The organism is Arthrobacter sp. 10N410, from assembly GCF_056394945.1.
In genome coordinates this window covers 231562-257169 of sequence record NZ_JBFTIP010000003.1, presented here as the reverse complement: position 1 = coordinate 257169, position 25608 = coordinate 231562, and the positions used below count along the sequence as shown (strand labels likewise).

24 protein-coding genes, 1 tRNA gene and 2 pseudogenes are annotated in these 25608 nt (G+C 66.7%); 14 read left to right on the top strand and 13 right to left on the bottom strand.

Translation table 11 applies throughout. The features are described 5' to 3' along the window. Positions 1-747: 747 nt before the first annotated feature. From AC1DB8_RS08910 to tmk, 9 genes and pseudogenes are all read right to left on the bottom strand, one after another. Complete coding sequence (locus AC1DB8_RS08910; protein WP_476892793.1) at positions 748-1959, bottom strand: site-specific integrase; 1212 nt, start codon at positions 1957-1959, stop codon at positions 748-750. Then, a complete protein-coding gene (locus AC1DB8_RS08905; RefSeq protein ID WP_476892792.1) occupies positions 1956-2291 on the bottom strand; it encodes a hypothetical protein in 336 nt (111 codons plus the stop codon). Before AC1DB8_RS08905 ends, AC1DB8_RS08910 begins: the two co-directional genes overlap by 4 nt. Before the next feature lie 43 nt (positions 2292-2334). Continuing rightward, positions 2335-3605: pseudogene (locus AC1DB8_RS08900) on the bottom strand (Y-family DNA polymerase). A 32-nt stretch (positions 3606-3637) separates the two neighbouring features. Then, positions 3638-4068 (bottom strand): annotated as a pseudogene (locus AC1DB8_RS08895) (LexA family protein). A 363-nt stretch (positions 4069-4431) separates the two neighbouring features. Beyond that, entirely contained in the window at positions 4432-5037 is a 606-nt protein-coding gene (locus AC1DB8_RS08890) for a helicase associated domain-containing protein (RefSeq protein WP_476892791.1), read from the bottom strand. 549 nt (positions 5038-5586) lie between these two features. After that, a tRNA-Thr gene (locus AC1DB8_RS08885) sits at positions 5587-5659 on the bottom strand. 103 nt (positions 5660-5762) lie between these two features. Further along, positions 5763-7346 (bottom strand): alpha/beta hydrolase, encoded by a 1584-nt coding sequence (locus AC1DB8_RS08880; protein ID WP_441419036.1) that lies wholly within the window; start codon positions 7344-7346, stop codon positions 5763-5765. 61 nt (positions 7347-7407) lie between these two features. Then, a complete protein-coding gene (locus AC1DB8_RS08875; protein WP_476892790.1) occupies positions 7408-8550 on the bottom strand; it encodes a DNA polymerase III subunit delta' in 1143 nt (380 codons plus the stop codon). Beyond that, positions 8547-9215, bottom strand: coding sequence for a dTMP kinase (tmk, locus tag AC1DB8_RS08870; protein WP_441419038.1), 669 nt, complete (start codon positions 9213-9215; stop codon positions 8547-8549). Before tmk ends, AC1DB8_RS08875 begins: the two co-directional genes overlap by 4 nt. An 89-nt stretch (positions 9216-9304) precedes the next feature. Here tmk and AC1DB8_RS08865 point away from each other — a divergent pair, with 89 nt between their 5' ends. Then, positions 9305-10501: a trans-sulfuration enzyme family protein gene (locus tag AC1DB8_RS08865; RefSeq protein WP_441419039.1), complete on the top strand. Its 1197-nt coding sequence runs from the start codon at positions 9305-9307 to the stop codon at positions 10499-10501. Positions 10502-10510: 9 nt separating this feature from the next. Next, positions 10511-10864 carry a DUF2516 family protein gene (locus AC1DB8_RS08860; protein ID WP_441419040.1) on the top strand — a complete coding sequence of 118 codons (354 nt, stop codon included), beginning with the start codon at positions 10511-10513 and terminating at the stop codon, positions 10862-10864. Here the strand turns inward: AC1DB8_RS08860 and AC1DB8_RS08855 are convergent. Then, complete coding sequence (locus AC1DB8_RS08855; protein WP_476892789.1) at positions 10849-11724, bottom strand: class I SAM-dependent methyltransferase; 876 nt, start codon at positions 11722-11724, stop codon at positions 10849-10851. The two genes, AC1DB8_RS08860 and AC1DB8_RS08855, sit on opposite strands and share 16 nt — an antisense overlap. Before the next feature lie 142 nt (positions 11725-11866). Here AC1DB8_RS08855 and AC1DB8_RS08850 point away from each other — a divergent pair, with 142 nt between their 5' ends. Then, complete coding sequence (locus tag AC1DB8_RS08850) at positions 11867-12613, top strand: phosphoglyceromutase (RefSeq protein WP_175324031.1); 747 nt, start codon at positions 11867-11869, stop codon at positions 12611-12613. A 93-nt stretch (positions 12614-12706) separates the two neighbouring features. On the opposite strand, the gene phoU is transcribed toward AC1DB8_RS08850, so the two are convergent. Next, positions 12707-13369 carry a phosphate signaling complex protein PhoU gene (gene phoU, locus AC1DB8_RS08845; protein ID WP_441419042.1) on the bottom strand — a complete coding sequence of 221 codons (663 nt, stop codon included), beginning with the start codon at positions 13367-13369 and terminating at the stop codon, positions 12707-12709. A 206-nt stretch (positions 13370-13575) separates the two neighbouring features. Here phoU and AC1DB8_RS08840 point away from each other — a divergent pair, with 206 nt between their 5' ends. Beyond that, positions 13576-14790, top strand: coding sequence for a sensor histidine kinase (locus tag AC1DB8_RS08840; protein WP_476893028.1), 1215 nt, complete (start codon positions 13576-13578; stop codon positions 14788-14790). Beyond that, positions 14787-15467 carry a response regulator transcription factor gene (locus tag AC1DB8_RS08835; protein WP_175324033.1) on the top strand — a complete coding sequence of 227 codons (681 nt, stop codon included), beginning with the start codon at positions 14787-14789 and terminating at the stop codon, positions 15465-15467. Before AC1DB8_RS08840 ends, AC1DB8_RS08835 begins: the two co-directional genes overlap by 4 nt. A gap of 103 nt (positions 15468-15570) precedes the next feature. On the opposite strand, the gene AC1DB8_RS08830 is transcribed toward AC1DB8_RS08835, so the two are convergent. Next, complete coding sequence (locus AC1DB8_RS08830; RefSeq protein WP_476893027.1) at positions 15571-16152, bottom strand: hypothetical protein; 582 nt, start codon at positions 16150-16152, stop codon at positions 15571-15573. A gap of 372 nt (positions 16153-16524) precedes the next feature. On the opposite strand from AC1DB8_RS08830, the gene AC1DB8_RS08825 reads away from it, so the two are divergent. The 6 genes from AC1DB8_RS08825 (at position 16525) to rlmB (ending at position 21553) form a co-directional block, all read left to right on the top strand. Further along, positions 16525-17007 carry a CarD family transcriptional regulator gene (locus AC1DB8_RS08825; protein WP_026266570.1) on the top strand — a complete coding sequence of 161 codons (483 nt, stop codon included), beginning with the start codon at positions 16525-16527 and terminating at the stop codon, positions 17005-17007. Positions 17008-17166: 159 nt separating this feature from the next. Then, entirely contained in the window at positions 17167-17985 is an 819-nt protein-coding gene (gene ispD / locus AC1DB8_RS08820; RefSeq protein WP_476892788.1) for a 2-C-methyl-D-erythritol 4-phosphate cytidylyltransferase, read from the top strand. A gap of 2 nt (positions 17986-17987) precedes the next feature. Then, positions 17988-18503 (top strand): 2-C-methyl-D-erythritol 2,4-cyclodiphosphate synthase, encoded by a 516-nt coding sequence (gene ispF, locus AC1DB8_RS08815; protein ID WP_441419044.1) that lies wholly within the window; start codon positions 17988-17990, stop codon positions 18501-18503. 75 nt (positions 18504-18578) lie between these two features. After that, positions 18579-18932 (top strand): hypothetical protein, encoded by a 354-nt coding sequence (locus AC1DB8_RS08810; RefSeq protein WP_476892787.1) that lies wholly within the window; start codon positions 18579-18581, stop codon positions 18930-18932. A gap of 40 nt (positions 18933-18972) precedes the next feature. Beyond that, positions 18973-20442: a cysteine--tRNA ligase gene (gene cysS, locus AC1DB8_RS08805; RefSeq protein WP_441419046.1), complete on the top strand. Its 1470-nt coding sequence runs from the start codon at positions 18973-18975 to the stop codon at positions 20440-20442. Between the two features lie 124 nt (positions 20443-20566). Then, positions 20567-21553: a 23S rRNA (guanosine(2251)-2'-O)-methyltransferase RlmB gene (gene rlmB / locus AC1DB8_RS08800; protein ID WP_441419047.1), complete on the top strand. Its 987-nt coding sequence runs from the start codon at positions 20567-20569 to the stop codon at positions 21551-21553. A 66-nt stretch (positions 21554-21619) separates the two neighbouring features. On the opposite strand, the gene AC1DB8_RS08795 is transcribed toward rlmB, so the two are convergent. After that, positions 21620-22426, bottom strand: a complete 807-nt coding sequence (locus AC1DB8_RS08795; protein ID WP_441419048.1) for a carbon-nitrogen hydrolase family protein — start codon at positions 22424-22426, stop codon at positions 21620-21622. A 113-nt stretch (positions 22427-22539) separates the two neighbouring features. Between AC1DB8_RS08795 and glgX the strand changes: the two genes are divergently transcribed. From glgX to AC1DB8_RS08780, 3 genes are read left to right on the top strand one after another with little or no spacing between them, the layout of a single operon-like run. Then, positions 22540-24654: a glycogen debranching protein GlgX gene (gene glgX / locus AC1DB8_RS08790; protein WP_441419049.1), complete on the top strand. Its 2115-nt coding sequence runs from the start codon at positions 22540-22542 to the stop codon at positions 24652-24654. A gap of 18 nt (positions 24655-24672) precedes the next feature. Then, positions 24673-25167, top strand: coding sequence for a guanyl-specific ribonuclease (locus AC1DB8_RS08785; RefSeq protein WP_476892786.1), 495 nt, complete (start codon positions 24673-24675; stop codon positions 25165-25167). A 7-nt stretch (positions 25168-25174) separates the two neighbouring features. Further along, on the top strand, positions 25175-25531 hold the full coding sequence (locus AC1DB8_RS08780; RefSeq protein ID WP_441419051.1) for a barstar family protein: 357 nt from the start codon (positions 25175-25177) through the stop codon (positions 25529-25531). The last annotated feature ends 77 nt before the right edge of the window (positions 25532-25608 follow it).

The window sequence follows — 25608 nt, the reverse complement described above, 5'->3', positions numbered from 1 at the left end:
TTGGGACTAGAACAATCCACCAGCGCGCAAGTTCCGACACTCCGGGGACGGACGTTCACTCACGCAGCATCCAAGAATTGCGATGGGTCTAAGCACTCCTGCGGAGGGGGTTGAGACATTGTTGCGCTGTGGCCCCGGTTGGCTTGGCATGGATGGGTCCGATGGGCCCATGCTATGCATTGCGGATGCGCACTCACAGAGCCCTTCCTAGCACCAGCGGAAAGATTCCAGCGGAGGAACCAGGGGAGCGGGGTCGGCATGTAGGTGGTCGACGGGGCGGGTTCCTGCGAGGTCTCTGGACGGAGTGACCATCCAGAGGGTGAAGTAATTGTGCGGGATGCCAAGTTGCAGGGCTCTCCGAAAAAGCGCTGTGACAGTTGGGTGAAGTTGTCCTCCGGGGAGGAACTGAAATCCCGGGCAGAAGGTGCCATCGTCGATAAATACTTATCCGGACTACTCAGGCGAAATACCCGCCAGCTGGACATCAATCGCCAACGCTGGCATTTTGGCCGGGCAGCGGGCGCGCGCGACGTTTCAGCTCAAACCAGGCGAGGGTTCCCCGATAGAACGAGACGAGTGCGCAAGCGAAAGCCGCAACGGCTACCCAAGTCTTCACCGACATATCCCACTCAAACAACACAATGCTGGAGAGAACGAGGCTTGTACCAATGAGAAACGAGCTCAATCTCAAGGAACTTAACTGAGCCACGGATGACTGGTGCAACTTTTCTCGATCCATGCCTAAAGCTAACAAGATTGCATCAGGAACGATAGGTAACTGTTGATTTGGTCTCTATAGGCTTCTTGCCTCCCTGACTCGTGGGGTCCCGAGTTCGACGGTTCGTAGGTCAGAGGACGGGGCTCGCCCCGCAGCGTGAGCCAAACCGGTTCATCCGGGCCGGCGATGCCTCCTTCGAGCTGATAGAGCCGAAGCCATACGAAAGCATCAGGAGCAGCGGGTAACCATTGCAGCTGGCCGCCTTTGCGGTAAACGCCGATCAGCTGGTCTCCCACGTTGACCCGGTCGCCCGTGATCCCGAGCAGCTCGCTCGCCCGTGCACCGCTGCTGACATAAAACGCCACCAACGCCCGGTCCCTGTTGGACCGCAAACGGCGAAACAGATCGTTGAACTTCCCATCCGGGATTGATCTTGGCACCCGGTGCGCCTCGCGCTGACGCAAGGGCTGGCGCCGCACCGGGGCAAACTCCCGCTGAGGATCATGATGCGCATGGGATCGGCCACGGCGCAGCTCGAAAGGATTCACGATGGGCCCGTCTCCCATCCGAAGCTGGAAAGCGTAGAACTCCTTACACACCGTCGTCGTGTGGTTGATCGTCGAGGGTGCGTAACGCATTCCGAGATGCCTCTTTCCCGTGACAAGGTTCCGGCTCCCCCGCCGCTGAGGGACGTTACGATTCCCGACGAACTTCTCGGTCTGGCGCGCCCACAACACGAAGTCGCGCGCCTCAAGGGACGTTGCCTGCTCCCAACTGACCCCGACGGCCCACAAAAATCGAAGGAACCGAAGCAACGACAAGGCATAGGTTCGTACCGTCTGAGGCGAACGGTCCGTCGCTGCCAGCTCAAGCAGATACTCCGTGGCAGGAGGGAACTCCTCGCCCGTCGCGTCGAGGACCACGAACCCAGGAACACCGGAGCGAGGAATCACCCGCCCGACGTTCGCGACGGTCAGTCCCTCGGCCCGATGCCGATCCGAACTGCGATCCGAGAGATCCATGCCCAAAGCATGACGCTGACGGGCTCGTCCCCGGCCGGCGACACGCGCCGTTAACCATCGACTTAGTCCGGTAAACAGATCGCGGACAAGCTGCTGCCTGACCGGTTCGGGGTCTTCCACAAGCTCGGCGAGCCGGCGTTGGACCTGTTGCAGGGTTGGCAGCGCGAATTCGGTTCGGATGCCTGTCCAGACTTGGTCCGTGATTGGCTGGGCTTTCACTCGTCGGCTGCTGTTTCGTTGGCTTCGCTGATGTTGTCCAGGAGCCAGTGCGCGGACAGCGGGTCACGGCGGAGCGTGGCCGTCCGGAGGGCGGAACGGGCGCCGGCGCGGACCTGAACTTGCCAGTATTCGATGCTGACCAAATCACCACTACCGACGGCCGCTGTGCGGCGGGTGTCCCACCAGGCATCCCGGCCGAACCAGTGCCGGGCGTCGGCGTCGGGGTCGACGAGCCAGATTTGTCCGTCGTGGCGGATGGCGAGGGGTTGGCCGGCAGGGTCGGTCCGGACCTGAAGGTCACGTCGTGCGGGGGCTTCGATGGTGGTGGCCATGGGGGTGCGTACTTTCGTGGTGCGGTCGTGCGGGTGAGTTGAGTCAGGCGGCTTTGACGAGGGGGAGTTTGTCCCAGTGGGTGGTGTACCGGGGGAAAAGCATGTCCCGTTTCATCGTCCAGTCCGGACCGCCGCGTATGCCGCCGTGGCCCAGCCCGATGGAACCGCGCCCATACCGGCGGGTGATGTCTTCCAGGAGGGTTCCGACGTGGCGTTCCTCATGCGGGTTTCGAACAGCGCCAGGGGTGCCTGGTTGCCTGTGGGCCGCAGGTCGGTGACCATGATCCCGGCCCTGGCGTACCGGATGCCCTCGCAGATGCGGGGCAACAGGGCATGGGCGGCCTTGGTCAGCAGCACCGGGTCCGCGGTCGGCATCGGCAGCGGCACACAGACCGAGGGGTAGGAGGTGTCTTTGGGGTTGAAGTGTGAGGTGCCGGCGAACGCGGTGAGGACCTTGGCCTGCAGTCCGTGTTTGACCAGCCGTGCCGAGGCCTGCTGACCGTACACGCTCATGACCTGCCGGATCCCGGCGGCGGTGGTGATCGGGGTCGCGAAGGAGCGGGAGAAGATGAGCTGGTCCCGGCCGATCCGTTCTTCTTCCATCGGGATGCACGGGGTGCCCTGCAGTTCCAGTACGGTACGCATCATCACCACGGAGAAGCGGTTCCGGATCATCACCGGATCGGCCCGGGACAGGTCAAGGATGGAATGGATCCCTAAGGCGTTGAGGCGTTTGGTCAGCCGCGTGGCGACACCCCAGATCTCGATCACGGACAGGCGCCGCATCAGAGCCTCCCTCTCCACGGCGGGCACGGAGTCCCAGTGGCAGACCCCGTCGAAGCCCGGGTTCTTCTTGGCCCATTTGTTCGCCAGTTTCGCCAGGGTCTTCGTGGGCGCGATCTTGACACAGACCGGCACGCCGACGTTCCGCCGCACCGTGGCTTTCATGTCCCGGCCCAGGGCGATGAGTTCCTCCGGGGCGCCTTTGACGCCGAGGAACGCCTCGTCGATGCTGTAGACCTCCAGCCAGGCCGAGTACCGGCCCAACAGTTCCATGACCCGGACGCTAATGTCCCCGTAGAGCTCGTAGTTACTGGAGGGGACAACGAGTCCCCATTCCTTGGCCCGCGGGGCGAGTTTGAACCACGGCTCACCCATGGCGACCCCTAAGGCGTTGGCTTCGGGGGAGCGGGTGACGGCGCAGCCGTCGTTGTTGGAAAGGACGATGACCGGTCGGCCCTCCAGAGACGGGTCGAACGCCCGCTCGGCGGAGGCATAAAAGCAGTTCACATCCACGTGCGCGATCTGCGGCATGAACCGCACCGCCGGCTTAGCCACGGCCGACCCTAAACGACATGGAGGCATCGGGTCGCCACGCCCGCACCACCAGATCGGACAACGACGGAACCCGGATATCGGGGTAGGCAGGGTTCTCTGCCTGCAGCACGACCCCCGGCCTCTTGATCCGGAGCCGTCTGATGGTCAGTTCGCCGTCCAGGACAGCGATGACCACGGACCCCGCTATGGGTTCCAAGGCGCGGTTGACGATCAGCTCGTGCCCGTCACTGATCCCTGCGCCGACCATGGAGTCACCCGACACCCGGACGACGTAGGTGGTCGTGACGTCCTTGATCAGGTGCTCATTCAGGTCGATCCGGCTGTCGAAGTAGTCCTGCGCAGGCGAGAGATACCAGGCTGCAACAGGAACCGGAGAGATCAGCACCGACAGCAACGATGCACCCGCGCCTATCACGGGGGGATCAACAACAACGCCGATAACACACCTTTTATTCGAATATATCTTCGAGTGATAAGTGATAATCCTACCTCTCAGGACTGACAAGAGAACTATCGCCCGGGGAGAGGCCTTTCGGCGGGACGGGTTGGGGGTAAGTGGAGACAGCTGGGAGCTGTTCGGCGGGGCCCTGACCGATGGCAAAACCGGCAGGGGGTGTTTCGGTGACCCCAAGTCTGGTTGCGGGCCTTCAAAGAGGTAAGAGGAAGCCTCCGCGCGAATCCTTCGGACTCAAGCGTGGAGGCTCCCGGCTCTCCACGCTGGGGGGACTGGAGAGCCTTAACGATTCTACGCGCCGGCGGAACATTCATGGGCGAGACTACCGCCACGGCGCCGGACCCGCGCCTATCGCCGGGACGGCCTGCCCCTGGTCCTTCCGGTCTGCCAGCCAGGAACGGTGTCGTCGAGGAGTGTAATTCGGGCATCCTCGAGGTTTCCGCGGCGGTGCTCGTACCGCTGGGTGTGGATCCACACCCCGAGTGTGCGTTCCCGTTCCGAGATGTAGTGGTGGTGCCGGGGCCAGTCGTTGCCTTGAGCGCGGAAGTCGGCGAGCTGGGCGAGCCGGTCATGCCATCTGGCCTCGTCCGCGGCTGCCCGCGCGTTCCCTGTCCACTCTGGGACCGTCCGGAGCCCTTCAAGGTAGGCCGGGTGAAGAGTGCCATCGGCCGCTTCGCGACGACGCTCCGAGAGCCACCGGGCCATGGCCCGTTCTCCTTTGTGCTCGGAGCGGTCACGTGGAAGCCGGCCCTCGGACCTGATCCAGACGATGATCCTTTGCATGCGTGCTAGGCCCGTGGGGGAGAGGCCAGCGTGAGCGCCGGCGGCGGCCTTGTGCGCGGCTTCGAGCTCCGGGTCCTGGCGGCGGGCGATGACTAAGTGGTACCCGACGGTGGCCGGCTCGGCGCGTACGAGTTCCGCGATGCGTTTCCGGCTCAGTCCAAGCCTGTACATCAACACCCATTCCGCGTCCGGAGCGCGCCGCAACCGCCTATCCATAATGGACTCCATAGTGCCACGGCACCTGCCTCTACTCGTTGCGGCGGCACCTTGTCAGGGGGCTCCCGCGTCCTAAAGCGGGAACAAGGGGTTGTAACCGGCAATTGCAGTCAGCGCGGATGCCGTAGAGCGCCGGCTCCTCTGGCCCGTGGGCGTCTCCGATGATTCTCCGGCGGGTCTTGTGCGGCGTGGCTAGTGGGAGGCCGCCACCAAGACGTCCCCAACGTCCTGGATCCAGACGTTCAATTCCGGATCGAGTCTGAAGTGAGTACGCGGCATTCTCGTCGGCCGAACCGCAGGACGGGAGGCTGCGGTCAGCGAGGGTGGTTAGAACTAGCGGCTGCACCACTCCGGGGAGGCTCCCGTGTGAGCACCTGAAAGGTGACGAAAAAGTGACGGGGGTCCGGGGCAACGGGCGAAATCCGAGGGAATGGGGAGGAAAATCCAATTGTCCAGGAAAAAGAGAAAACCCCTGGAATCGTTGGTTTCCAGGGGTTCTTCTCGAGCTTCCTATCAGAATCGAACTGATGACCTTCTCATTACGAGTGAGACGCTCTACCGACTGAGCTAAGGAAGCAACCGCGTGAAACCCCAGCGAACCGGGCGGATCATGCAAGAGACAACTGTAATGGAGTCCCCGCGCCCGGGTCAAAATGAGCCGCGAGGGTGCCGTGGACCGGTCAGCAGACGGTGTTGTCCGCCGGTGTCTTGCCGTCCACGAGGTACCCGTCCACGGCCTTCTCAACGCAGCTGTTGGAACGGCCGTAGGCGGTGTGGCCCTCGCCCTTCCAGGTCAGCAGCGAGGCGGTGCCCAGTTGCTTGCGCAGGGCGACGGCCCATTCGTACGGTGTGGCGGGGTCGCCGGTGGTGCCCACGACCAGGATGTCGGCCGTGCCCTTGTACTGGGCCGGAGCCGGGGTGCGGAGGCTCTTGTAGGGCCAGTCCTTGCAGCTCGTGCCGCCGTACGCAAAGTAGTAGCCCAGAGTGGGGGAGAGTTGGCGGAGCCGCTTCTCCTCGGTCCGCATCGCCGCCGTGCCGGTTTCCATCGAGTAGTCGAGGCAGTTGATGGCATTGAAGGCGAACGCGGAGTTTGCCGAGTAGGTGCCGTTCGGCTCGCGGTCCGCGCCGAAGTCGGACAGCCGGAGCATCGGGGACAGATCGCCCTTCATCGCGCTGTCCAGGGCCTGGGTCAGCACGGGCCAGTTGTCGTCGTTGTAGAACGGCAGGATGAAGCCGCTGACGAACATGGACGCGTTGACCAGCCGGCCGTCCTTGGCGGGCTGCGGGTTGGCTTCCACGGCCGCGATGAGGTCCTGGATCTGCCGGACGGCCTCGTCCGGGGTTCCGCTCAACGGGCAGCCGCTGTTTTGGAGGCAACTGGTCGCATAGGCGTGGATGGCCTTCTCGAAAGCCTTCGCCTGGCCTGCGGTCAGCTCCTCATTGCTCAGGGAGGGGTCCAGGGCGCCGTCCAGGACCATCCGGCCCACGTTGTCCGGGAAAAGCGAGGCGTAGGTCGAGCCGAGGAAGGTGCCGTACGAGTAGCCCAGGTAGTTCAGCTTGGTGTCGTTCAGGACGCCGCGGAGGACGTCGAGGTCCTTGGCGGCGCTGACGGTGTCGACGTGGCCCAGGACCGGCCCGGTCTTCTCGGCACACTTGGCGGCGATGGCTTTGTTGTCCGCGAAGGCTTCGGCCAGTCCTGCGTCGGTGTCCAGCTTGTAGATCTTGGCGCGGTTGGCGTCGCGTTCCCGGTCGGTGAGGCAGGTGACCGGAGCGGAGCGCTTCACCCCGCGCGGATCGAAGCCGACGACGTCGTAATTCGAGCGCACCTTCTCGGAAATGTTCGTAGAGCCGGCGTCCCTGACGAAGTCGTAGCCGGAACCGCCGGGACCGCCCGGGTTAACCAGCAGGCTGCCCTTCTTGTTGCCGCCCTTCGATGCAAGTTTGATGACGGCAAGTTCGATCGTGTCGCCGTCGGGCTTGCTGTAGTCCAGCGGAACCTTGACCTTGGCGCACTGGAAGTCCCCCTCGCAGGCCGACCATTTGAGCTGCTGGGAGTAGAAGCTCCGCAGCTCGGCCGGGGCGGCTGCGGCGATCGAAGGGTCGGCCGTTGCGGAGGAGCTCTTTGGGCCGCCGTCGCCGGAGCCGAAAAGCGTGCAGGAAGACAGCACCAGGGACAGCACCAGGCCCAGCGCCAAGGCGCCGGCAGCCCGCACCCCGAGCCCCAAGGTTCGGCTGCCTGCCGGGGGTGGTGGTGCTGACGTCATGCGGTTCTCCTTGGGGATGTGGAACTGGGCGGATCGAAGCGGGTGGAGCGTTGCTGACGGGTCAGATCAGGCTGGCGGCCATGGACTCGATGGCCAGCAGCGGGGCCACATTGGTCGTCGTGATCCGTTTGCGGGCCTTGTTGATGGCATCCATCCGGGCAAGTGTCACCTCGGCCGTTGAGCGCCCGGCGAATTCCTGCAGCTCGCTCCTCAGCTCAACGTTGACCAGTTCCACGGCGTTCCCCATCTGGATGATCAGCACATCCCGGTAAAAGGACAGCAGGTCGGTCAGGGTACGGTCAAGCGAGTCGGTGACGGAGCGCTTGGCACGCCGCTTCTGGTCGTCCTCGAGTTGCTTGACCTGCCCGCGCATGGCCGGCGGGAGCGGCCCGCTTTCGGGTGCCCCCAGCGTGGCGAGCAGCGCTGCCTTTTCGGCGGCGTCGCGCTCGTCGTTGGAGCTGTTGGCTTCCTCCGTGGCGATCTTGACGAGCTTGTCCGCCATCATCACGGCCGCGGTGATGCCCCGCAGGTGCAGCGGGAACCGCACGGTCTCCAGTCGGCGTTCGCGGGCCTCTGGGTCCCTCGCCAGCCTGCGGGCGATTCCCACGTGGCTTTGCGCGGCGCGGGCGGCGCGTTCGGCAACCTCCGGTTCGACGCCGTCGCGCTTGACCAGGAGGGCCGCGACGTCGACCGCCGGCGGGAGCCGCAGCGCCACCGGGCGACAACGGGAACGGATGGTCACGAGCACATCCGCGGGAGACGGCGCGCACAGCATCCAGATGGTGCGCGGGGTGGGCTCCTCGATGGCCTTGAGCAGCACGTTGGTGGTGCGCTCCGCCATCCGGTCCGCGTCTTCGACGACGATGATGCGCCAGCGGGCGGAGGAGGGACGGTTGCCCGCGGTCGAGACCAGTTCGCGGGCCTCGTCGATCGTGATGGTGACCTTCTCGGTGCGCACGAACGTGACATCGGAGTGCGTCTCGCCAACGATGGTCTGGCACGCAGGGCATTCGCCGCAGCCGCGCTTCGTGATGTCTTCCTGGTCGCAGTTCAGTGCCGCGGCAAAGGCCTTCGCGGCGTTGGACCGGCCGGATCCCGGCGGGCCGGTGAACAGCCAGGCGTGCGTGAGACCGTCGCCCTCCGCGGCCTGGCGCAGTTGGGCGACGACGGCCGGCTGGCCCTGGAGGTCGTCCCAGACGCTCATGCCGAGCTGCTTTGACGGAGCGAGAGCAGCGTCTCGACCCGTTCGAGGATCCGGGCAGCCAGCTCCGACACGGGCAGGTGCGCCGCGAGAACCAGGTATTTTTCCGGCCGGGCCGCCGCCAGCGCCAGGAAAGCGGCGCGGATCCTGGCGTGGAAGTCGTCGGCCTCGGATTCGAGCCGGTCCTCCGCGGCGTCGCCGGCGGTCCGGCGCCGGCGCCCGTCGGCAGGGTCGACGTCAAGCAACACCGTCAGGTCCGGCTGCAGGCCGGAGGTGGCCCAGTCATTGATCTCACGCACCGCATCCGTGCCGAGGTGCCGGCCCGCGCCCTGGTAGGCGACCGAGGAGTCGATGTACCGGTCGGTGAGGACCACCTCGCCCCGCTCCAGCGCCGGACGGATGACCTGCGCGGCGTGCGCGGCGCGGGACGCTGCAAAGATCAGGGCCTCGGTGTGGGCGTCGATGTGCCCGTGGCCATGATCCAGCACCAGGGACCGAAGCTTCTCGCCGATCGGCGTGCCGCCCGGTTCCCGCGTCCGCAGCACCGTCAGCCCGCGGGACTCGAGTGCTCCGGCGAGCTCCGCGGCCTGGGTGGACTTGCCGGCACCGTCGCCGCCCTCAAAGGCAATGAACAGTCCGGGGAAAGGTCCGGGAGTCTGGGTAGTCACTGCTCTAGCCTACCGACAATCACCGACACCATGGCGGCCAGCGCGTAACGCCTTACGGGCCCGGCACGGCTCCGAAGTACCCTGTCACCATGAGTCTCTCCGAAGAACAGGCAGCCTCGCTCTCGGCCGAAACCGTGGTGGTGGCCGCAGGCCGTCCTCCGCGCGAACGCGACGCCCCGGTCAACCCGCCGATCGTGCTGTCCTCGACCTATTTCGGCACCGGTCCCTTGGGCCCCGGCGACCGCGGCTACGGCCGGTATTCCAACCCCAGCTGGGACCCCTTCGAACAGGCCCTGGCGCAGCTGGAAGGCGCCACGCTGCCGGGCCTGCTGTACGCCTCCGGCCTCGCCGCCGTAAGTTCCGCGCTGTCCCTGGTTCCGGCGCAGGGGGTGCTGGTAATGCCGTCCCACAGTTACGCCGGTTCGCTCGTGATGGCGACGGAACTGGCGCAGAAGGGTGCGCTGGAGCTGCGCACCGTGGACATTGCGGACACCGACGCCGTGCTGGAACAGCTGGCGCCCGCCGGCGGAACGCCTGCCAGCATGCTGTGGCTGGAGAGCCCCACCAACCCGATGCTCGGCGTCGCGGACATCCGTGCGCTCACCGCTGCAGCGCACGCGGCCGGCGCCCTCGTCGTCACCGACAACACCTTCTCCACCCCGCTCGTGCAGCAGCCGCTCAGCCTCGGCTCCGACGTCGTCCTGCACTCGGTCACCAAGTACCTCTCCGGCCATTCCGACGTCGTGCTGGGCGCCCTCGTGACCTCCGACGCCGAGCTCCACGCCAGGCTGCTGCACCACCGAACCATCCACGGCGGCATCGCCGGGCCGTTCGAGGCATGGCTGGCGCTGCGGGGGCTGCGCACCCTGGCCCTGCGGATTGAGCGCTCGCAGGCCTCCGCGGCGGTGCTCGCGGAGCGGCTGAGCCGGCACCCGCAGGTCGGCAGCATCCGGTACCCGGGCCTGCCCTCGGACCCCGGCCACGAACGGGCCAAGGCGCAGATGAAGGGCTTCGGTTCCGTGCTGTGCATCGAAATGGCCCCGGGGGACGGCCCCGACGGCGGGTTCAGCGGCGCGGAGGCGGCCGACCGGATGATCCGGGCCCTGCAGTTGTGGCTGCCGGCCACCTCGCTGGGCGGGGTGGAATCCCTGATCGAGCGCCGCCGCCGGCACACGGCGGAACCGGAGAGCGTACCGGAGAACCTGGTCCGGCTGAGTGTCGGAATTGAAAACGTCGAGGACCTGTGGGCCGATTTGCAGCAGGCTTTGGCAACACTGGACGGCTAGGCTGGGGGCATGGACGGAAGAACGCTGATTGAAATTGCCGATAGAGGGATCTACTTCCTGCTGGCGCTCGTAGCCCTGGGGCTTGAGGTGTGGGCGTTCTTCGATTGCCTGCGGCACAAGGCCAACGCCTTCGAGGCGGTGTCCAAGCGGACCAAGACGTTCTGGCTCGCCCTGACCGGGGGTGCCCTCTTCATCGGCCTGCTGTCCATTGTCGGCGGCGGCGGCGGGTTCTTCGGCCCGCTGGGGCTCTTCGGCCTCGCGGCCGTGACGGCCGCATCCGTCTACCTCGCCGATGTCCGTCCCGCGGTGAAGGATGCCGGCCGCGGCGGCAGCCGCAACATGGGGCCCTACGGCCCCTGGTGACCTGCCTGCTGTAGTCCGTCAGGCGCCACGGCTTCCCAGTCCACGGTCAGCTCACCCAGGCGCCACCGCGCCGGGCCGTCCTGCACTGGCCAGCCGCCGTCGCGCAGTGCACGGCACATTGCCGTCCAGCGCTGCCGGTTCCCAAACGAGGCCAGCGGCGCCGCCTCAAGCCAGGCCTTGTCCAGCGCCTGCAGGTAGGAATGGATTTTCTCGCCGGGCACGTTCCGGTGGATAAGCGCTTTCGGCAGCCGTTCGGCGATATCCGAGGGCAGCTCGAAGCCGCCGAAGCGCATGGACAGCCCCAGGCTCAGCGGCCGCACGTCGTCGAGCGCCACCCAGGTAACCCGGCGTCCGATCTCGTCACAAGTGCCGTCGATGAGCAGGCCGCCGGGGGCCAGCCGGTCCTGCACCAGCCGCCAGATGGCGGGCACATCCGCCTCCTCGTACTGCCGCAGGACATTGAAGGCCCGCACCAGCACCGGTCGGCCCGGAACCGGGAGTTCGAAGCCGCCCAGCTGGAAGCTGAGCCCGGGACGCTCCAGCGCCCTGGCCTGCCGGACCCGCTCCGGCTCAATCTCAATTCCGACTACGCGCACGTCGGCGCGGATGGCGGAGAGGCGTTCAAAGAGTTCGACGGCGGTGGCCGGGGACGCGCCGTAGCCGAGGTCGACGACGAGCGGATCGTTCGCGCCGCGCAAGCGCCAGGCCTGCGGCCCGGTGAGCCAGCGGTCGACCCGCCGCATCCGGTTCGGGTTGGTGGTTCCGCGGGTCACGTTGCCCACGGGCCGGCCAGACCGGGTGCCGCCACCCGTCCCGCCCCGGGTCCCGGGTGACACCACCCGCTCAGCTTTCTGCACCACACGCCAACCCTATCGTCCAACGCGGGGTCAGATACGGTCCATGCCGGGCCCGGGGATGGGCCGTAGCTGACCCCGCGTCGCGGTAGCAGCCGTGGGTGTAACGCTCGGCACGGCCCGGGACCGCTCGGCTAGGATGAAAAGCATGACTTACAAGCTGATTCTGCTGCGCCACGGCCACAGCGAATGGAACGCCAAGAACCTGTTCACCGGCTGGGTGGACGTCGACCTGAACGACCAGGGCCGTGCCGAGGCGGTACGCGGCGGCGAGCTGCTGGTGGAGAACAACATCCTCCCGGACATCCTCTACACCTCGCGCCTGAAGCGGGCCATCAACACCGCAAACCTCGCGCTGGAGAAGGCGGACCGCGGCTGGATCGACGTCAAGCGCGACTGGCGCCTCAACGAGCGCCACTACGGCGCGCTGCAGGGCAAGGACAAGGCCCAGACCCTGGCCGAATACGGCGAGGAGCAGTTCATGACCTGGCGCCGTTCCTACGACACCCCGCCGCCGCCTCTCGCGGACGACTCGGAGTTCTCCCAGGTGGGGGATCCGCGCTACAAGGATCTCGGCGACGCGGTGCCGCGGACCGAATGCCTCAAGGACGTCCTGGTCCGGCTGCTGCCCTACTGGGAATCGGACATCAAGGAAGACCTCAAGGCCGGCAAGACCGTGCTGGTCACCGCCCACGGCAACTCCCTGCGCGCGCTGGTCAAGCACCTTGACGGCATCAGCGACGAGGACATCGCCGGGCTGAACATCCCCACCGGCATCCCGCTCGTCTACGAACTGGACGAGAACTTCAAGCCGCTGAATCCGGGCGGCACCTACCTCGACCCCGAGGCCGCCGCCGAATCCATCAAGGCAGTGGCAAACCAGGGCAAGAAGTAACGCCTTTCGCACCCCGGATACGACGACGGCGGCCGGTCACCTCCAAGGTGACCGGCCGCCGTCGTACCCGCTGCTTTGGGGACGGCTGGGCCGTCAGCTGTGCTCGATGCTGTTCGGGTGCCACGCGCCGGTGACCAGGTAGGTGACCTTCTGCGCGACGGAAACGCCGTGGTCCGCGAAGCGCTCGAAGTAGCGACTGGCCAGGGCGACGTCCACGGTGGTGGCCGCGGATTCCGCCCAGTCGCTGCGCGCAATCGCCTTGAAGACGCTCAGGTGCAGGTCGTTGACGGCGCTGTTGGCCTTGAGGATGTCACGGGCCACCTCGAGGTCGCGGGTCTCCAGCAGCACGGTGAGCTTCTGCGCGATTTCCAGGTCGTGCTTGGCGAAGCTCTTGAAAGTCTCCTGCAGCTGCTGCGGGACCACGTTCGCCGGGTAGCGGAGCCGGGCGAGCTGGGCGATGTGCCGGGCGAGGTCGCCCATCCGCTCCAGCGAGGCGCTCATCCGGAGCGAACCCACGATCATGCGCAGGTCGCTGGCCACCGGGCCTTGCAGGGCGAGGATGTCGATGGCACGCTCGTCGAGGCTGTTCTGCAGGAAATCGATCCGGGCGTCGGCCGCGATGACGTCCTCGGCGAGGTCGATGTCGGCGCCCTCGAAGGCTGTTGTGGCCTTCTCAAAGGCCTCGCTGACGAGCTTCGAAATTTCGACGAGCTGCTCACCGACCTGGGCGAGCTCTTCCTGAAAAACCTTACGCACGGGTGCGTCCTTTCCTCGGAAACATTGCCGGGCACCTCGGCGCCCGGCCGTTTCGTTTCACCGTAGCGGCGTTCAACCTGCCACCCTTCCAGCCTCCGGTGAACTGTTACGCCTCAATAGGTGAACGTTAGCTGAACCAGCGCCGCAATCGCACAAGTTTTCGATTTCCGGCGGGCCGCAGCGCATAAGCTGGAGCCGTGGATCCAATGCTCATCGGTGTGATCGCGGGCCTGGTCGGCCTGTCGCTCGGTATATTTGGCGTGCTCGCCTTCCGGATCAGTGAGCAGCAGCGCAAAATCAGCGACGTCGAGACCGGCGATCCCTCGCTCCCGGAGGGCGCCGCCGAGGTGCTGGCCGTCGTGGGGCGCGCCTTCGTGGTGGTGGACGCGATCGACGGCGTTGTGCGCGCCAGCCCGGCCGCCTACGCCTACGGCCTGGTGCGGGGGCATACCGTGGTGCACCAGCAGCTGCTCGAAATGACCGGCAAGGTCCGGCGCGACGGTGTGATCCTCGAGAAACAGCTGGAGCTGCCGCGCGGCCCGCTGGGCCAGGGAACCATAGTGGTGCAGGTCCGCGCAGCCATGCTCGGCGAGGAATATATCCTGCTGCTCGCGGACGACCGCACCGAGATCACCCGCACCGAAGAGATCCGCAACGACTTCGTCGCCAACGTCTCGCACGAGCTGAAGACCCCCGTCGGCGCCATCTCGCTGCTGGCCGAAGCGTTGGATGCCTCGCCCGATGACGAGGAGGCCGTCCGCCGGTTTGCCAAGCGCATGCACAAGGAATCCACCCGGCTGGCCGCCCTCGTTCAGGACATCATCGAACTTTCCCGGCTGCAGGGGGCGAACGTGGCCCAGCAGGCCCACCCCGTGGACATCAACAAGGTGGTCGCCGAGGCCGTGGACCGGTCCCAGCTTCCCGCCGAAAGCAAGAACATCGAGATCGTGGTCGGCGGCCGGACCGACGCGATGGTCTACGGCGACCAGGACCTGCTCGTGACCGCGCTGCGCAACCTGATCGACAACGCGATCCGATACTCGCCGGAGAACACCCGGGTGGGCGTCGGCGTGCGCGCCCGGGACGGCCTGGTAGCCGTCTCCGTGACCGACCAGGGCGAGGGACTCAGCCCCGAGGACCAGGAACGCGTCTTTGAACGCTTCTACCGCGTGGACTCCGCCCGCTCCCGCCACACCGGCGGCACCGGCCTTGGCCTGAGCATCGTCAAGCATGTGATGGCCAACCACGGCGGGGAGGTGACGCTCTGGTCCCAGCCCGGGCAGGGTTCCACCTTCACCATCCGCCTCCCGGAGATGGAGGGACAGGACGACCCCGCCGCGGATCCCCGCCGATCCGCGCCAAATGCACGACACGACCGACGCGACGCCGCCGGCGTCCATGAACAAGGAGCTAGCGCTTGAGCCGGATTCTTATTGTCGAGGACGAGGAATCGTTCAGCGACCCCCTCTCCTACCTGCTGGGCAAGGAAGGATTCGAGGTGGAGGTCGTGGACAACGGACTCGACGCCATCACTGAGTTCGACCGCAACGGCGCCGACCTGGTCCTCTTGGACCTGCAGCTGCCCGGCCAGTCCGGGACCGAGGTTTGCCGCCAGCTGCGCCAACGATCCTCCGTGCCGGTGATCATGCTGACAGCCAAAGACGCTGAGATCGACAAAGTGGTGGGCCTTGAACTGGGTGCCGACGACTACGTCACGAAGCCCTATTCTTCCCGGGAGCTGGTGGCCCGGGTCCGGGCCGTGCTGCGCCGCCACGGCGAGCCCGAGGAACTGGTCTCCAGCACCGTCCAGGCCGGGCCGGTGCGGATGGACATCGAGCGGCACGTGGTCAGCGTGAATGGCGAACAGGTGTCACTGCCGCTCAAGGAATTCGAGCTGCTCGAGATGCTGCTGCGCAACTCCGGCCGGGTTCTCACCCGCGGACAGCTCATCGACCGGGTCTGGGGCTCTGACTATGTCGGCGACACCAAGACCCTGGACGTGCACATCAAGCGGCTGCGCAGCAAGATCGAACCGGACCCCTCGGCCCCGCGGTACCTGATCACGGTCCGCGGGCTGGGCTACAAGTTCGAACCCTAGGCGCCAGGCGCCCGGGCGCCGTCAGGGCTGCGGAACGAAAGCCACAGGAACGCAAAAGGAGGGGCACCCGGTGCGGGTGCCCCTCCTTTTGCGTACTGGAGTGCTACGGAGTCGGAGTGGCCGACGGAGTCTCCGTGGGGGTTTCCGACGGAGTCGACGACGGCGACGGCGTGGCCGTACCCGAGGCGGTGCTGGAGCTGGTGGGCTCGGCGGTGGGCAGGTACTTCTTGTAGTCCGTGATCGTGGCGTCCAGGACGGGCATCTTGAACTTGGCGTCCAAGTTGGTGCCGTCTTCGCGGATCGTGACCTCGACCAGGGAGCCGGGCTTGCCGCCGGAGGTGCTCAGGATCGCCGGGTCGGCGGAATCGTTGAGCAGGACGTAGGAGTTCTTCTTGACCGGAACCTGGGTCTGGGATCCGCCGGCACCGTTGATGGTCAGCTTCACATCATTGGCGGAGGTGTTGTACACGGCACCGATGACGCGGCCCGGCTTGTCCTCGCCGTCGGAGATGATCATCATGTTGCGGAGCTGGAGCGGTCCGAGGTCGGTCCGGGTCCCGTCCGACGCCGAGTACTGCTCAGTGGTCTGCTGGGCATTGATATAGCCGCAGCCGGTCACCGACAGCAGGCCAATGCCAAGTGCAGCCGTTGCCATTGCCAGCTTGCCGCGCCGGCCCCGGGTCATCGCAGTGAAACGCACGTCACGCACTCCTTGAGAGTCTTGAAACATTATTCAGCCATAGCCTATCCGCAATGGAGCGCAAACGCGGATTCGGGGGAGTACACAAAGGCGCCCGCAGGGGAGCGGGACCGGCTGCCGGTCCGGCTGCCAGCCCGGCTGTGGAACCGGCTGCCGCCCCGCCCAGGGGCCGTCCGGCGTCGAACTGCGAGGCTCTTGGCAGCGGGTGCCCAATGCACTATTATCCGCATCCGTCAAGGGTTTTAAGGAGCCGATTCGGGCCATTTTCCGCGGATTTACGCGGTTTCGGGGCACGATCCATGGCAGTTGTATGCCTTAATCGTGATAAACTGGTCTGCGGGAAAGGGGAATGTCCACATGGTTTTTGAGGTCGGCGAGACAGTAGTTTACCCTCACCACGGTGCAGCCAAAATTGAAGAAATCAAGATGCGCACTGTCAAGGGCGAAGAGAAGATGTATCTCAAGCTCAAGGTGGCTCAGGGTGATCTGACCATTGAAGTTCCAGCAGAAAACGTTGACCTTGTTGGGGTCCGGGACGTAGTGGGCAAGGAAGGCTTGGAGCACGTATTCGACGTGCTGCGGGCCGAGTTCACTGAAGAGCCCACCAACTGGTCGCGTCGTTACAAGGCAAACCTGGAGAAGCTTGCTTCCGGTGACGTCATCAAGGTGGCAGAGGTCGTCCGCGACCTGTGGCGCCGTGACCACGACCGGGGTCTCTCCGCAGGGGAGAAGCGCATGCTGGCCAAGGCCCGCCAGATTCTGATCTCAGAACTGGCACTGGCTGAGAAGACTGATGAAGAGAAGGCCGCAAGCGTTCTCGATGAAGTCCTGGCTTCCTAACTAAGAATCGAACCCCGGTGGCGTTACGGCCGCCGGGGCTTCTTTTTGCCCAAAACCGGCCCAACTGACTCGCAGTTGTTGTCCTTTTGGGCCCTGAAAACGACAACAACTGCCAGCTAGTTGGGCTGGGGCGCGGCGTCGGGACGTAGTCTTGTCCGCATGAACACTGCATCGACAGCTCACGTCACAGCGGTCATCCTCGTCGCCGCCGGATCCGGCCAGCGCCTGGGCTACGGCATGCCGAAGGCCAAGGTGCCGCTGGGCGGTGACAGCATCCTCATGCACGCCCTGCGGGGCGTCGCCGCGGCCGGCATCGCCCGGCAGATCTGCGTCGCGATCCCGCCGGGGGACACTGAACTGCGGGCCCAGTGCGAAACCTTCACCGCGGAACTGCATGCCGAACACCGCCGCACCGCCGCGCCTGGAGCAGCCGTGCAGCTCCCCGACGTGACCATTGTCGACGGCGGGGCCAGCCGCGCCGAGTCCGTGCGCGCCGCACTGTCCGCGCTCTCGCCGGGCACGCAGTCCGTCCTCGTCCACGATGCCGCCCGGGCGCTCACCCCGGAAGCCGTCTTCCACCGCGTGGCCGCCGCCCTCACCGCCGGCGCCGTCGCCGTCATCCCCGTGATCCCGGTCGTCGACACCATCAAGACGGTGGACCCAACCTTCGGCGACGACACCGACGTCGCCCCTGAAGTGGTCACCGGCACCGCCCCCCGGGAAATGCTGCGCGCTGTCCAGACGCCGCAGGGCTTCGACCTGGCCACCCTGCTGGGCGCTCACGAAGCAGCCGCTGGATTCGACGCGGCCCAAGCCGCTGCCGTCACGGACGATGCGATGCTGGTGGAACTGCTCGGCGTCCCCGTGTACGCCGTGCGGGGCGCCAGCCAGTCGCTGAAGATCACCACGCCGCTGGACCTGATCCTCGCCGAGGGCCTCCTCGAAGGTCCCCTGGGCGCGCGCTGGGTGGAGGGCTAAGGATGGACGGGAACCGGCCGCAGCAGCCCGGAGTGCCGATCCCGCGGACCGGGATCGGCATCGACGTCCACGCCTACGCCCCCGAGGACGCGCCACAGCCGCTCTGGCTCGGCGGCCTGCTCTGGGAGGGCGAACGGGGCCTGGCCGGCCATTCCGACGGAGACCCCGTGGCCCATGCCGCCGCGGACGCGCTGTTCTCCGCCTGCGGGATCGGGGACCTCGGCACGCACTTCGGTACTGACCGGCCCGAATACGCTGGCGCCTCCGGCGTGACGTTGCTGGCCGAGGCGGCCCGGATCGTCCGCGCCGGCGGCTTTGAGATCGGCAACATTGCCGTGCAGTTCGTGGCGAACAAGCCCAAGTTCGGTCCCCGGCGGGAGGAATCCCAGCGAGTCCTCAGTGAGGCCGCCGACGCGCCTGTGAGTGTGTCGGCCACTACCAGCGACGGCCTTGGCTTCACCGGCCGCGGCGAAGGGATCGCCGCCACAGCCACTGCCCTGGTCTACCCGGCCGTCTGAGGACGGCCGGGCCGGGCGGGGCAATCGGGCCTACGCTTAAGGGACAACCCCTCCGCACCTCTCAGGAGACCTCCCGTGAAAAAGCTGCTTCCCGTCGTCGCCCTTCTAGCCGGAACGCTGCTGTCCGGGTGCGCCGGCGCCGCGACGCCGCCCGCTACCACCACGCCCCGGATGAGCGTTGAGGAAAGCTGCAAGTTCCTCACCACCGACACCTTCGTGCCCAAGGGGAGCGACAAGGAAAAGGCCACCCAGATCGGCCAGCACTACCAGGAGGTCGCGGACAAGGTGGCCCCGGAAGTCTCCGAACCGATCCAGAAGATGGCCGACATCATGAAGCAGGTTGGAGCCAGCCCCACCGGCAGGCAGACCTCCGAGCAGCTGACGCAGCTGCGGCAACAGATGGACCAGATCGGCGTGCACTGCAAGTAGCCCGCCGGGCCGGTTCCCGGGCATCGGCTAATCTGGAGCGGTGACCCTGCGCTTTTACGACACTGCTTCCGCCGAAGTCCGCGACTTCGTCCCCCTGGTTCCCGGCAATGTGAGCCTGTACTACTGCGGTGCCACGGTGCAGGGCATGCCGCACGTTGGGCACATCCGTTCCGCGATCGCCTTTGACCAGCTCACCCGCTGGCTGCAGTACCGCGGGTTCCGGGTCACGGTGGTCCGCAACGTTACCGACATTGACGACAAGATCCTGGCGAAGTCGGCCGAATCGTTTGCCCCTGAATTCGAGGGCGAGCCGGGCGCTGTCCGCGAGGAGGAATGGTGGGCCTTGGCCTACCGGTACGAGCAGGAATTCCTCAAGGCCTACGACACCCTGGGCGTCTCCCGTCCCACCTACGAGCCGCGCGCCACCGGCCACATCCCCGAGATGCACGCCCTGATCCAGCAGCTGATCGACCGCGGACACGCCTACCCGGCGCTCGACGATTCCGGCGACGTGTATTTCGATGTGCGCTCCTGGGCAAAGTACGGGTCATTGACCCGGCAGAAGCTCGATGACATGCAGGGAGCTCCCGACGCCGACCCCCGGGGGAAGCGGGATCCGCGCGACTTCGCGCTCTGGAAGGGCCACAAGGAAGGCGAGCCGGCGACGGCGGCCTGGGCTTCGCCGTGGGGCGCCGGACGGCCGGGCTGGCATCTGGAGTGCTCCGCAATGGTCACCAAGTACCTCGGCACCGAGTTCGACATCCACGGCGGCGGGCTGGACCTGCGCTTCCCGCACCACGAAAACGAGATGGCCCAGTCCCAGGCCGCGGGCCACGGCTTCGCGAACTTCTGGATGCACAACGGCATGGTCACCTACGCCGGCGAAAAGATGTCCAAGTCCATCGGCAACACGGTCAGCCCGGCCGACATGCTGGAACTCGCCTCGCCGCGGGTGGTCCGGTACTACCTCGGCCAGGCGCAGTACCGCTCGGTGCTGGACTACCAGCCCACCTCATTGAGCGAGGCCGCCGCCGCGATGGAGCGGATCGACGGCTTCATCAGCCGCGCCGTCCGGACCCTTGGCGGCGCCGACGGCGGGGCCCCGGCCAGTTTCGGCTCCTTCAGCTACGGCGTCGTCCCGGACGCCTTTGCCGCGGCGATGGATGATGACCTCAACGTCCCCCAGGCCCTCGCCGTCCTGCACGACACCGTCCGGGCTGGCAACACGGCGCTCACCGCCGGCGAGCTGGACGACGCCCGGCAGGCACTGGCCAGTGTCACGGACATGACGCGTGTCCTTGGTCTCAACGACACGGCAGCCCCGGCAGTCGACGAGCAGGCCAACACTGCCCTCGGGGTCCTGGTCGAGGCCCAGCTCGCGGCCCGCGCCCAGGCCCGCGCCGGCAAGGACTGGGCCGCCTCGGACGCCATCCGGGACACCCTCGCGGCGGCCGGCGTCGTTGTCGAGGACGGCGCGGACGGCGCCAGCTGGAGCCTCAAGCGCGGCTGAACCCGTCCCCGCCCGGCGGGTCGAAGCGGGCCGCCGGAGGAGCCCCCGGTCGAGGATTTAACGCGAGTCAGTAGACTGGAGTTCAGACTTATCAACGAATCGCGTAGTTAAAAGGGTGAAACTCATGGCCAACAACGGTCGCCGCTCGGTCAAAATGAAGAAGGGCCCCACCGTCGGGACCGGCGGTCACGGCCGTAAAGCCCTCGAGGGTAAGGGCCCCACTCCCAAGGCGGAGGACCGTCCCTACCACAAGGCCCACAAGAGCAAGCAGCTCGCGGAACGCTCCGCAGCCAAGCGCGGCACGGGCACCCGCAACCCCGGCGCCCGCTCGGGCCCGAAGGGACGCGCCACCGAGGAAGTCGTCACCGGACGCAACTCCGTCGTCGAAGCCCTCCGCGCCGGCATCCCCGCCAAGGCCCTGCACGTCGCCATCCGGATCGAAATGGATGACCGCGTCAAGGAATCGCTCAAGCTCGCGGCCGAACGCGGCATTCCGCTGCTGGAGACCGGCAAGCCCGAACTGGACCGGATGACGGACGACGCCATCCACCAGGGCCTCGTGCTGCAGATCCCGCCGTACGAATACCAGGACGCCTACGAGCTGGCCGAAGAGACCCTTGAGAGCTGGAAGAAGGGCCACGTCGCCAACGCGCCGCTCTTCGTCGCCCTCGACGGCATCACCGACCCCCGCAACCTGGGCGCGATCATCCGCTCGGTCTCGGCCTTCAGCGGCCACGGCGTCATTGTGCCGGAACGCCGCTCCGTCGGCGTCACCGCCTCGGCCTGGAAGACCAGCGCCGGCGCCGCCGTCCGCGTCCCGGTGGCCCGCGCCGCCAACCTGAACAGCACGCTCAAGGCCTTCAAGAACATGGGCATCTACGTGCTGGGCCTGGACGGCGACGGCGACGTCTCGCTGCCGGACCTTGCCCTGGCCACCGAGCCGGTCTGCATCGTCGTCGGGTCCGAAGGCAAGGGCTTGAGCCGCCTGGTCCGCGAAAACTGCGACCAGATCGTCTCCATCCCGATCGACTCCGCCATGGAATCGCTCAACGCCTCGATGGCCGTCGGCATCTCGCTCTACGAGATCTCCCGCCAGCGCGCCGCCAAGTAAGTAAAACGCGGGGTCACTTCTGGCCCATCGGGGTGCCCCGGATGGGCCAGAAGTGACCCCGCGTTGCTAGAACTTGTGGCGGTTGGCGAGGACCGGGAGCTTGGCGCGGGCGTCCTCGACGACGGCGGGGTCCAGGTCGGCGAAGAGCAGGCCGGGGGCGCCGTCGAGCTCCTGGAGGACCTCCCCGAAGGGCGAGACGACGGCCGAGTGCCCGACGCCGGTGGGGGCGGACCCGGCGGGCTCGGTGCCAACGCTGGCCGGGTCGCCCTGGCCGCACGCCAGGACGAACGTCGTTGAGTCCGCGGCGCGGGCCCGGGACAACAGCTTCCACTGCTCGACCTTGCCCGGCCCGGCACCCCAGGAGGCGCAAACAATGTTGACCTGCGCCCCGCGCTCCGCGTTCTCCGTGAACAGGTCCGGGAACCGCACGTCGTAGCAGGTGGCCAGGCCAAAGGTGATGCCGCCGGCGTCGAAGGTGACGGGTCGGGTGCCGCCGTCCACAGTGTCCGACTCGGCGAAGCCGAAGGCGTCGTAAAGGTGGATCTTGTCGTAGCTGGCGTCTACGCCCGGGCCGGTGACCAGGAGTGTGTTGCGGACCTTGCGGGTGCCGGCGGCAGACGATCCGGGGGTGAACATGCCGGCCACGATTACGATGCCGAGCTCGGCCGCGATGCCGCGGACCTCTGCGGCCCACGGCCCCTCCAGGGGTTCGGCGACGTCCAGCAGGGAGTTGCCGAAGGCGCGCATCGTCGCTTCGGGAAAGACCACCAGTTCCGCCCCGCCAGCCTTGGCCCGGCGGGCGTAGTCCCGCACGAGGTCCAGGTTCCGTTCCGTTTCGCGGCCGGTGATGATTTGAGCCAGTGCTATTCGCACAATTACCTCCAGTTCGGCGCCTACTCCCAGTATGCGGGTCGCTTTGTGAACGGTCTTTGACGTCCCGCCGCGAAAACCAGGGTCATTTGTTATCCCCAGCTAAGCTTTAAGCGATGGTCAAGTCCTATGTAGATCCAGCTACCACCGTAGACGCCTCGCGGCCGTTTCCGCTCGGTGTCAGCGTCCCGCGCACGGGTTCCGCGGCGACGGACGACCCTCGGGGTGCCTTCGCCAATGTGGCCGTCTACGCGCCGGGGGTGGCTAACCTGGACATCGCCTACCAGGCCCCGGGGGGCAGCTGGCAGCTGAAGACCCTGCCCAACATCACGGACGGCGTCCACCACGGCATCGTCGAGGGACTGCCGGCCGGCTCGCGCTACGGCCTGCGCGCCTCGCCGGAGCCGGAGGCCCTGCCGCTCTCCGTGCCGACGTTGGACTTCGACGCCGACGGCGCGCAGCCGCTGCTGCTGGACCCGTACGGCCGCGGCGTAGACGAACGCGAAGACTTCATCACCAGCGTCCGGATGGCCGGCGACTTCGACTGGGGCATGGACCACGGGCCGCGCACACCCTGGCGCAACACGATCATCTACGAGGCCCACGTCCGCGGCCAGACCATGCTGCACCCGGACATCCCGGAGAACCTCCAGGGCACGTACGCGGGAATGGCGCACCCGGCCATGGTCGAGCACCTGATCTCGCTGGGCGTCACGGCCGTGCAGCTCCTGCCCGTCCACTTCCACATCGACGAGCCGCACCTGCAGAACCTTGGACTGCCCAACTACTGGGGCTACAACACGGCCGCGTTCTTCGCGCCGCATCCCGGCTACGCCACCCAGGCGGCCCAGGACGCCGGGCCCCACGCGGTGCAGGACGAGTTCAAGGGCATGGTCAAACTGCTGCACGCCGCCGGCCTCGAGGTGATCCTCGACGTCGTCTACAACCACACTGCGGAAGGCGGTCCGGATGGGCCGACGTTGAGTTTCCGCGGTCTGGGCGAGCTGGAGTACTACCGTCATGACGGCCACGGCAAATACGTGGACACCACCGGCTGCGGCAACACCCTGAACTTTGGCGAGCCCCGGGTGGTGCAGCTGGTTCTGGATTCCCTGCGGTACTGGGTGAACGAGTTCCACATCGACGGCTTCCGGTTCGACCTCGCCGTCACGCTGTGCCGCAACGCCAACAACGAGTTCGATCCGCGCCACCCGTTCCTGGTCGCGATCGCCGCGGATCCGGTGCTGTCTGAAACGAAGCTCATCGCCGAGCCCTGGGACGTCGGTTACGGCGGCTGGCAGACAGGCCGGTTCCCCGCGGGCTGGGTGGACTGGAACGACCATTTCCGCGACGCCGTCCGCACCTTCTGGCTGGCGGACCGCGCCGCGATCGACGCCGGCGGGCAGGGCGGCTCGGTGGCGCGGCTCGCCGATGCGCTGTCCGGTTCCGCGGGCCTGTTCGCGGCCTCGGGCCGCAGCCGGCTGGCCTCGGTCAACCTCATCACCGCGCATGACGGCTTCACCCTGGCCGATCTGGTCTCCTACGACCGCAAGCACAACGAGGCGAACGGCGAGCAGAACCGCGACGGCCACGGCGACAACCGCAGCTACAACCACGGCTTCGAGGGGCGCACCGAGGACGAGGAAGTCCTCGCGCGGCGTGCCCAGACCAGCCGTAACCTGATGGCCTCGCTGATGATTTCCCAGGGCGTGCCCATGATCACCGCCGGCGACGAGATCGGCCGCAGCCAGCAGGGAAACAACAACGCCTACTGCCAGGACAACCCCATCACCTGGATCGACTGGACCAGCACCCCGGAATCGCACGCGATGCTGCGCAGCACCAAACGCGTGATCCGGCTGCGCAAGGAGTTCCTCGCCGGCCAGCCGCACGACTACCCGGCACGGGACCAGCAGTCCTATTTCCACTGGTTCGATGTCCACGGCGAACCGATGTCCGGCGACCGCTGGCAGGATCCCGGCCACCGGGTCGTCCAGCTCCTGCTGGGGTCCGATGACGGCCGCGTGGACGGCCTCGTGGTGGTCAACGGCAGCGCCCAGGACGTCAAGGTCACCCTTCCCGTCATCCCCGCGGACGACGGCGGCGGCCACCGGCTCTATGAACTCCGGCTGACCACCTCGGAACTCCACGACCGCCGCCAGGGCGTTCGGATCTCCTCCGGCGAGCGGGACGTGGTCCAGGCCAACACCATCAATATCTACCGCGTCTAGGGTGTCCACACGCCAGGCATGGGGGAATCACGAATGAACGTCCGGCGGCTCACCGCCCTGCTCGCCGTTCTGCTGGGACTTGTGGTGCTGGCCTTCGTGCTGGCCGGCCTTCCTCAGACCGGCACCGTCCCGCCGGACGCCGGCCGGAGCGGCCCCGCCCCCAAGGCGACCGTCTCCCAAACCCCGACGCCGGGCAGGGCCCCGGCGGCCGGCGTCGCCAATCCCTCCCGGCTGCCGGAGATCAAGGCGTCGGACCTTCCGGCCGAGGCGCGGCAGACCCTTGCCCTGATCGCCAGGGGCGGTCCCTACCCGTATTCGCGCGACAATGTCCCGTTCGGGAACTTCGAAAGGATTCTCCCGCGGAAAGCCTCCGGGTATTACCGGGAATTCACCGTGCGGACTCCCGGGGAGTCGGACCGGGGCGCGCGCCGGATCGTGGCGGGTGCGGCCGGCGAAAAATACTACACCGCAGACCATTACGAAACGTTCAAATTTATTGCCGAAGGCAAGTAGGGAAACCATGAAGATTTTCTCCGCCGACACTTGGACCCTCGAGGAATTGCAGGCGCAAGTCCACGACGCCGGCCGCCGGGCGCTCGTGATCCCCGCCGCGGACTCCAAGAAGGCGGTGCTGCGGACCTTCGGTGAGGCGCTGGACTTCCCCGAGCACTACGGCGTGAACCTTGACGCCCTCAACGACTCGCTGCACGACTTCGCCGACGCTGTCAGCGACGACGGGCAGCGGCCGGTCACCCTGATCTGGCAGGTCCCGGCCGCCTTCCGCGGCGACCGCACCTTCGGCGTCATCTGCGAAATCCTGCAAGACGCCGAACGCTACGCGGGCAAGGACCTGACCGTCATCGCCGTCTGCCTCTAACCCCCGCAAGACCCCTCAGCGCCCTAGAAGGCGAGCTGATCCGAAAGCGCGAGAACAACCGAGCAAATCCGCTAACC

Excerpts from the sequence above, each read along its gene's own strand:
- AC1DB8_RS08905 (WP_476892792.1), bottom strand. The coding sequence starts at position 2,291 with ATGGCCACCACCATCGAAGCCCCCGCACGACGTGACCTTCAGGTCCGG.
- AC1DB8_RS08890 (WP_476892791.1), bottom strand. The coding sequence starts at position 5,037 with ATGTACAGGCTTGGACTGAGCCGGAAACGCATCGCGGAACTCGTACGC.
- AC1DB8_RS08880 (WP_441419036.1), bottom strand. The coding sequence starts at position 7,346 with ATGACGTCAGCACCACCACCCCCGGCAGGCAGCCGAACCTTGGGGCTC.
- AC1DB8_RS08875 (WP_476892790.1), bottom strand. The coding sequence starts at position 8,550 with ATGAGCGTCTGGGACGACCTCCAGGGCCAGCCGGCCGTCGTCGCCCAA.
- AC1DB8_RS08865 (WP_441419039.1), top strand. The coding sequence starts at position 9,305 with ATGAGTCTCTCCGAAGAACAGGCAGCCTCGCTCTCGGCCGAAACCGTG.
- AC1DB8_RS08860 (WP_441419040.1), top strand. The coding sequence starts at position 10,511 with ATGGACGGAAGAACGCTGATTGAAATTGCCGATAGAGGGATCTACTTC.
- AC1DB8_RS08850 (WP_175324031.1), top strand. The coding sequence starts at position 11,867 with ATGACTTACAAGCTGATTCTGCTGCGCCACGGCCACAGCGAATGGAAC.
- AC1DB8_RS08840 (WP_476893028.1), top strand. The coding sequence starts at position 13,576 with ATGCTCATCGGTGTGATCGCGGGCCTGGTCGGCCTGTCGCTCGGTATA.
- AC1DB8_RS08830 (WP_476893027.1), bottom strand. The coding sequence starts at position 16,152 with ATGACCCGGGGCCGGCGCGGCAAGCTGGCAATGGCAACGGCTGCACTT.
- AC1DB8_RS08825 (WP_026266570.1), top strand. The coding sequence starts at position 16,525 with ATGGTTTTTGAGGTCGGCGAGACAGTAGTTTACCCTCACCACGGTGCA.
- ispD (WP_476892788.1), top strand. The coding sequence starts at position 17,167 with ATGAACACTGCATCGACAGCTCACGTCACAGCGGTCATCCTCGTCGCC.
- ispF (WP_441419044.1), top strand. The coding sequence starts at position 17,988 with ATGGACGGGAACCGGCCGCAGCAGCCCGGAGTGCCGATCCCGCGGACC.
- rlmB (WP_441419047.1), top strand. The coding sequence starts at position 20,567 with ATGGCCAACAACGGTCGCCGCTCGGTCAAAATGAAGAAGGGCCCCACC.
- glgX (WP_441419049.1), top strand. The coding sequence starts at position 22,540 with ATGGTCAAGTCCTATGTAGATCCAGCTACCACCGTAGACGCCTCGCGG.
- AC1DB8_RS08785 (WP_476892786.1), top strand. The coding sequence starts at position 24,673 with ATGGGGGAATCACGAATGAACGTCCGGCGGCTCACCGCCCTGCTCGCC.
- AC1DB8_RS08780 (WP_441419051.1), top strand. The coding sequence starts at position 25,175 with ATGAAGATTTTCTCCGCCGACACTTGGACCCTCGAGGAATTGCAGGCG.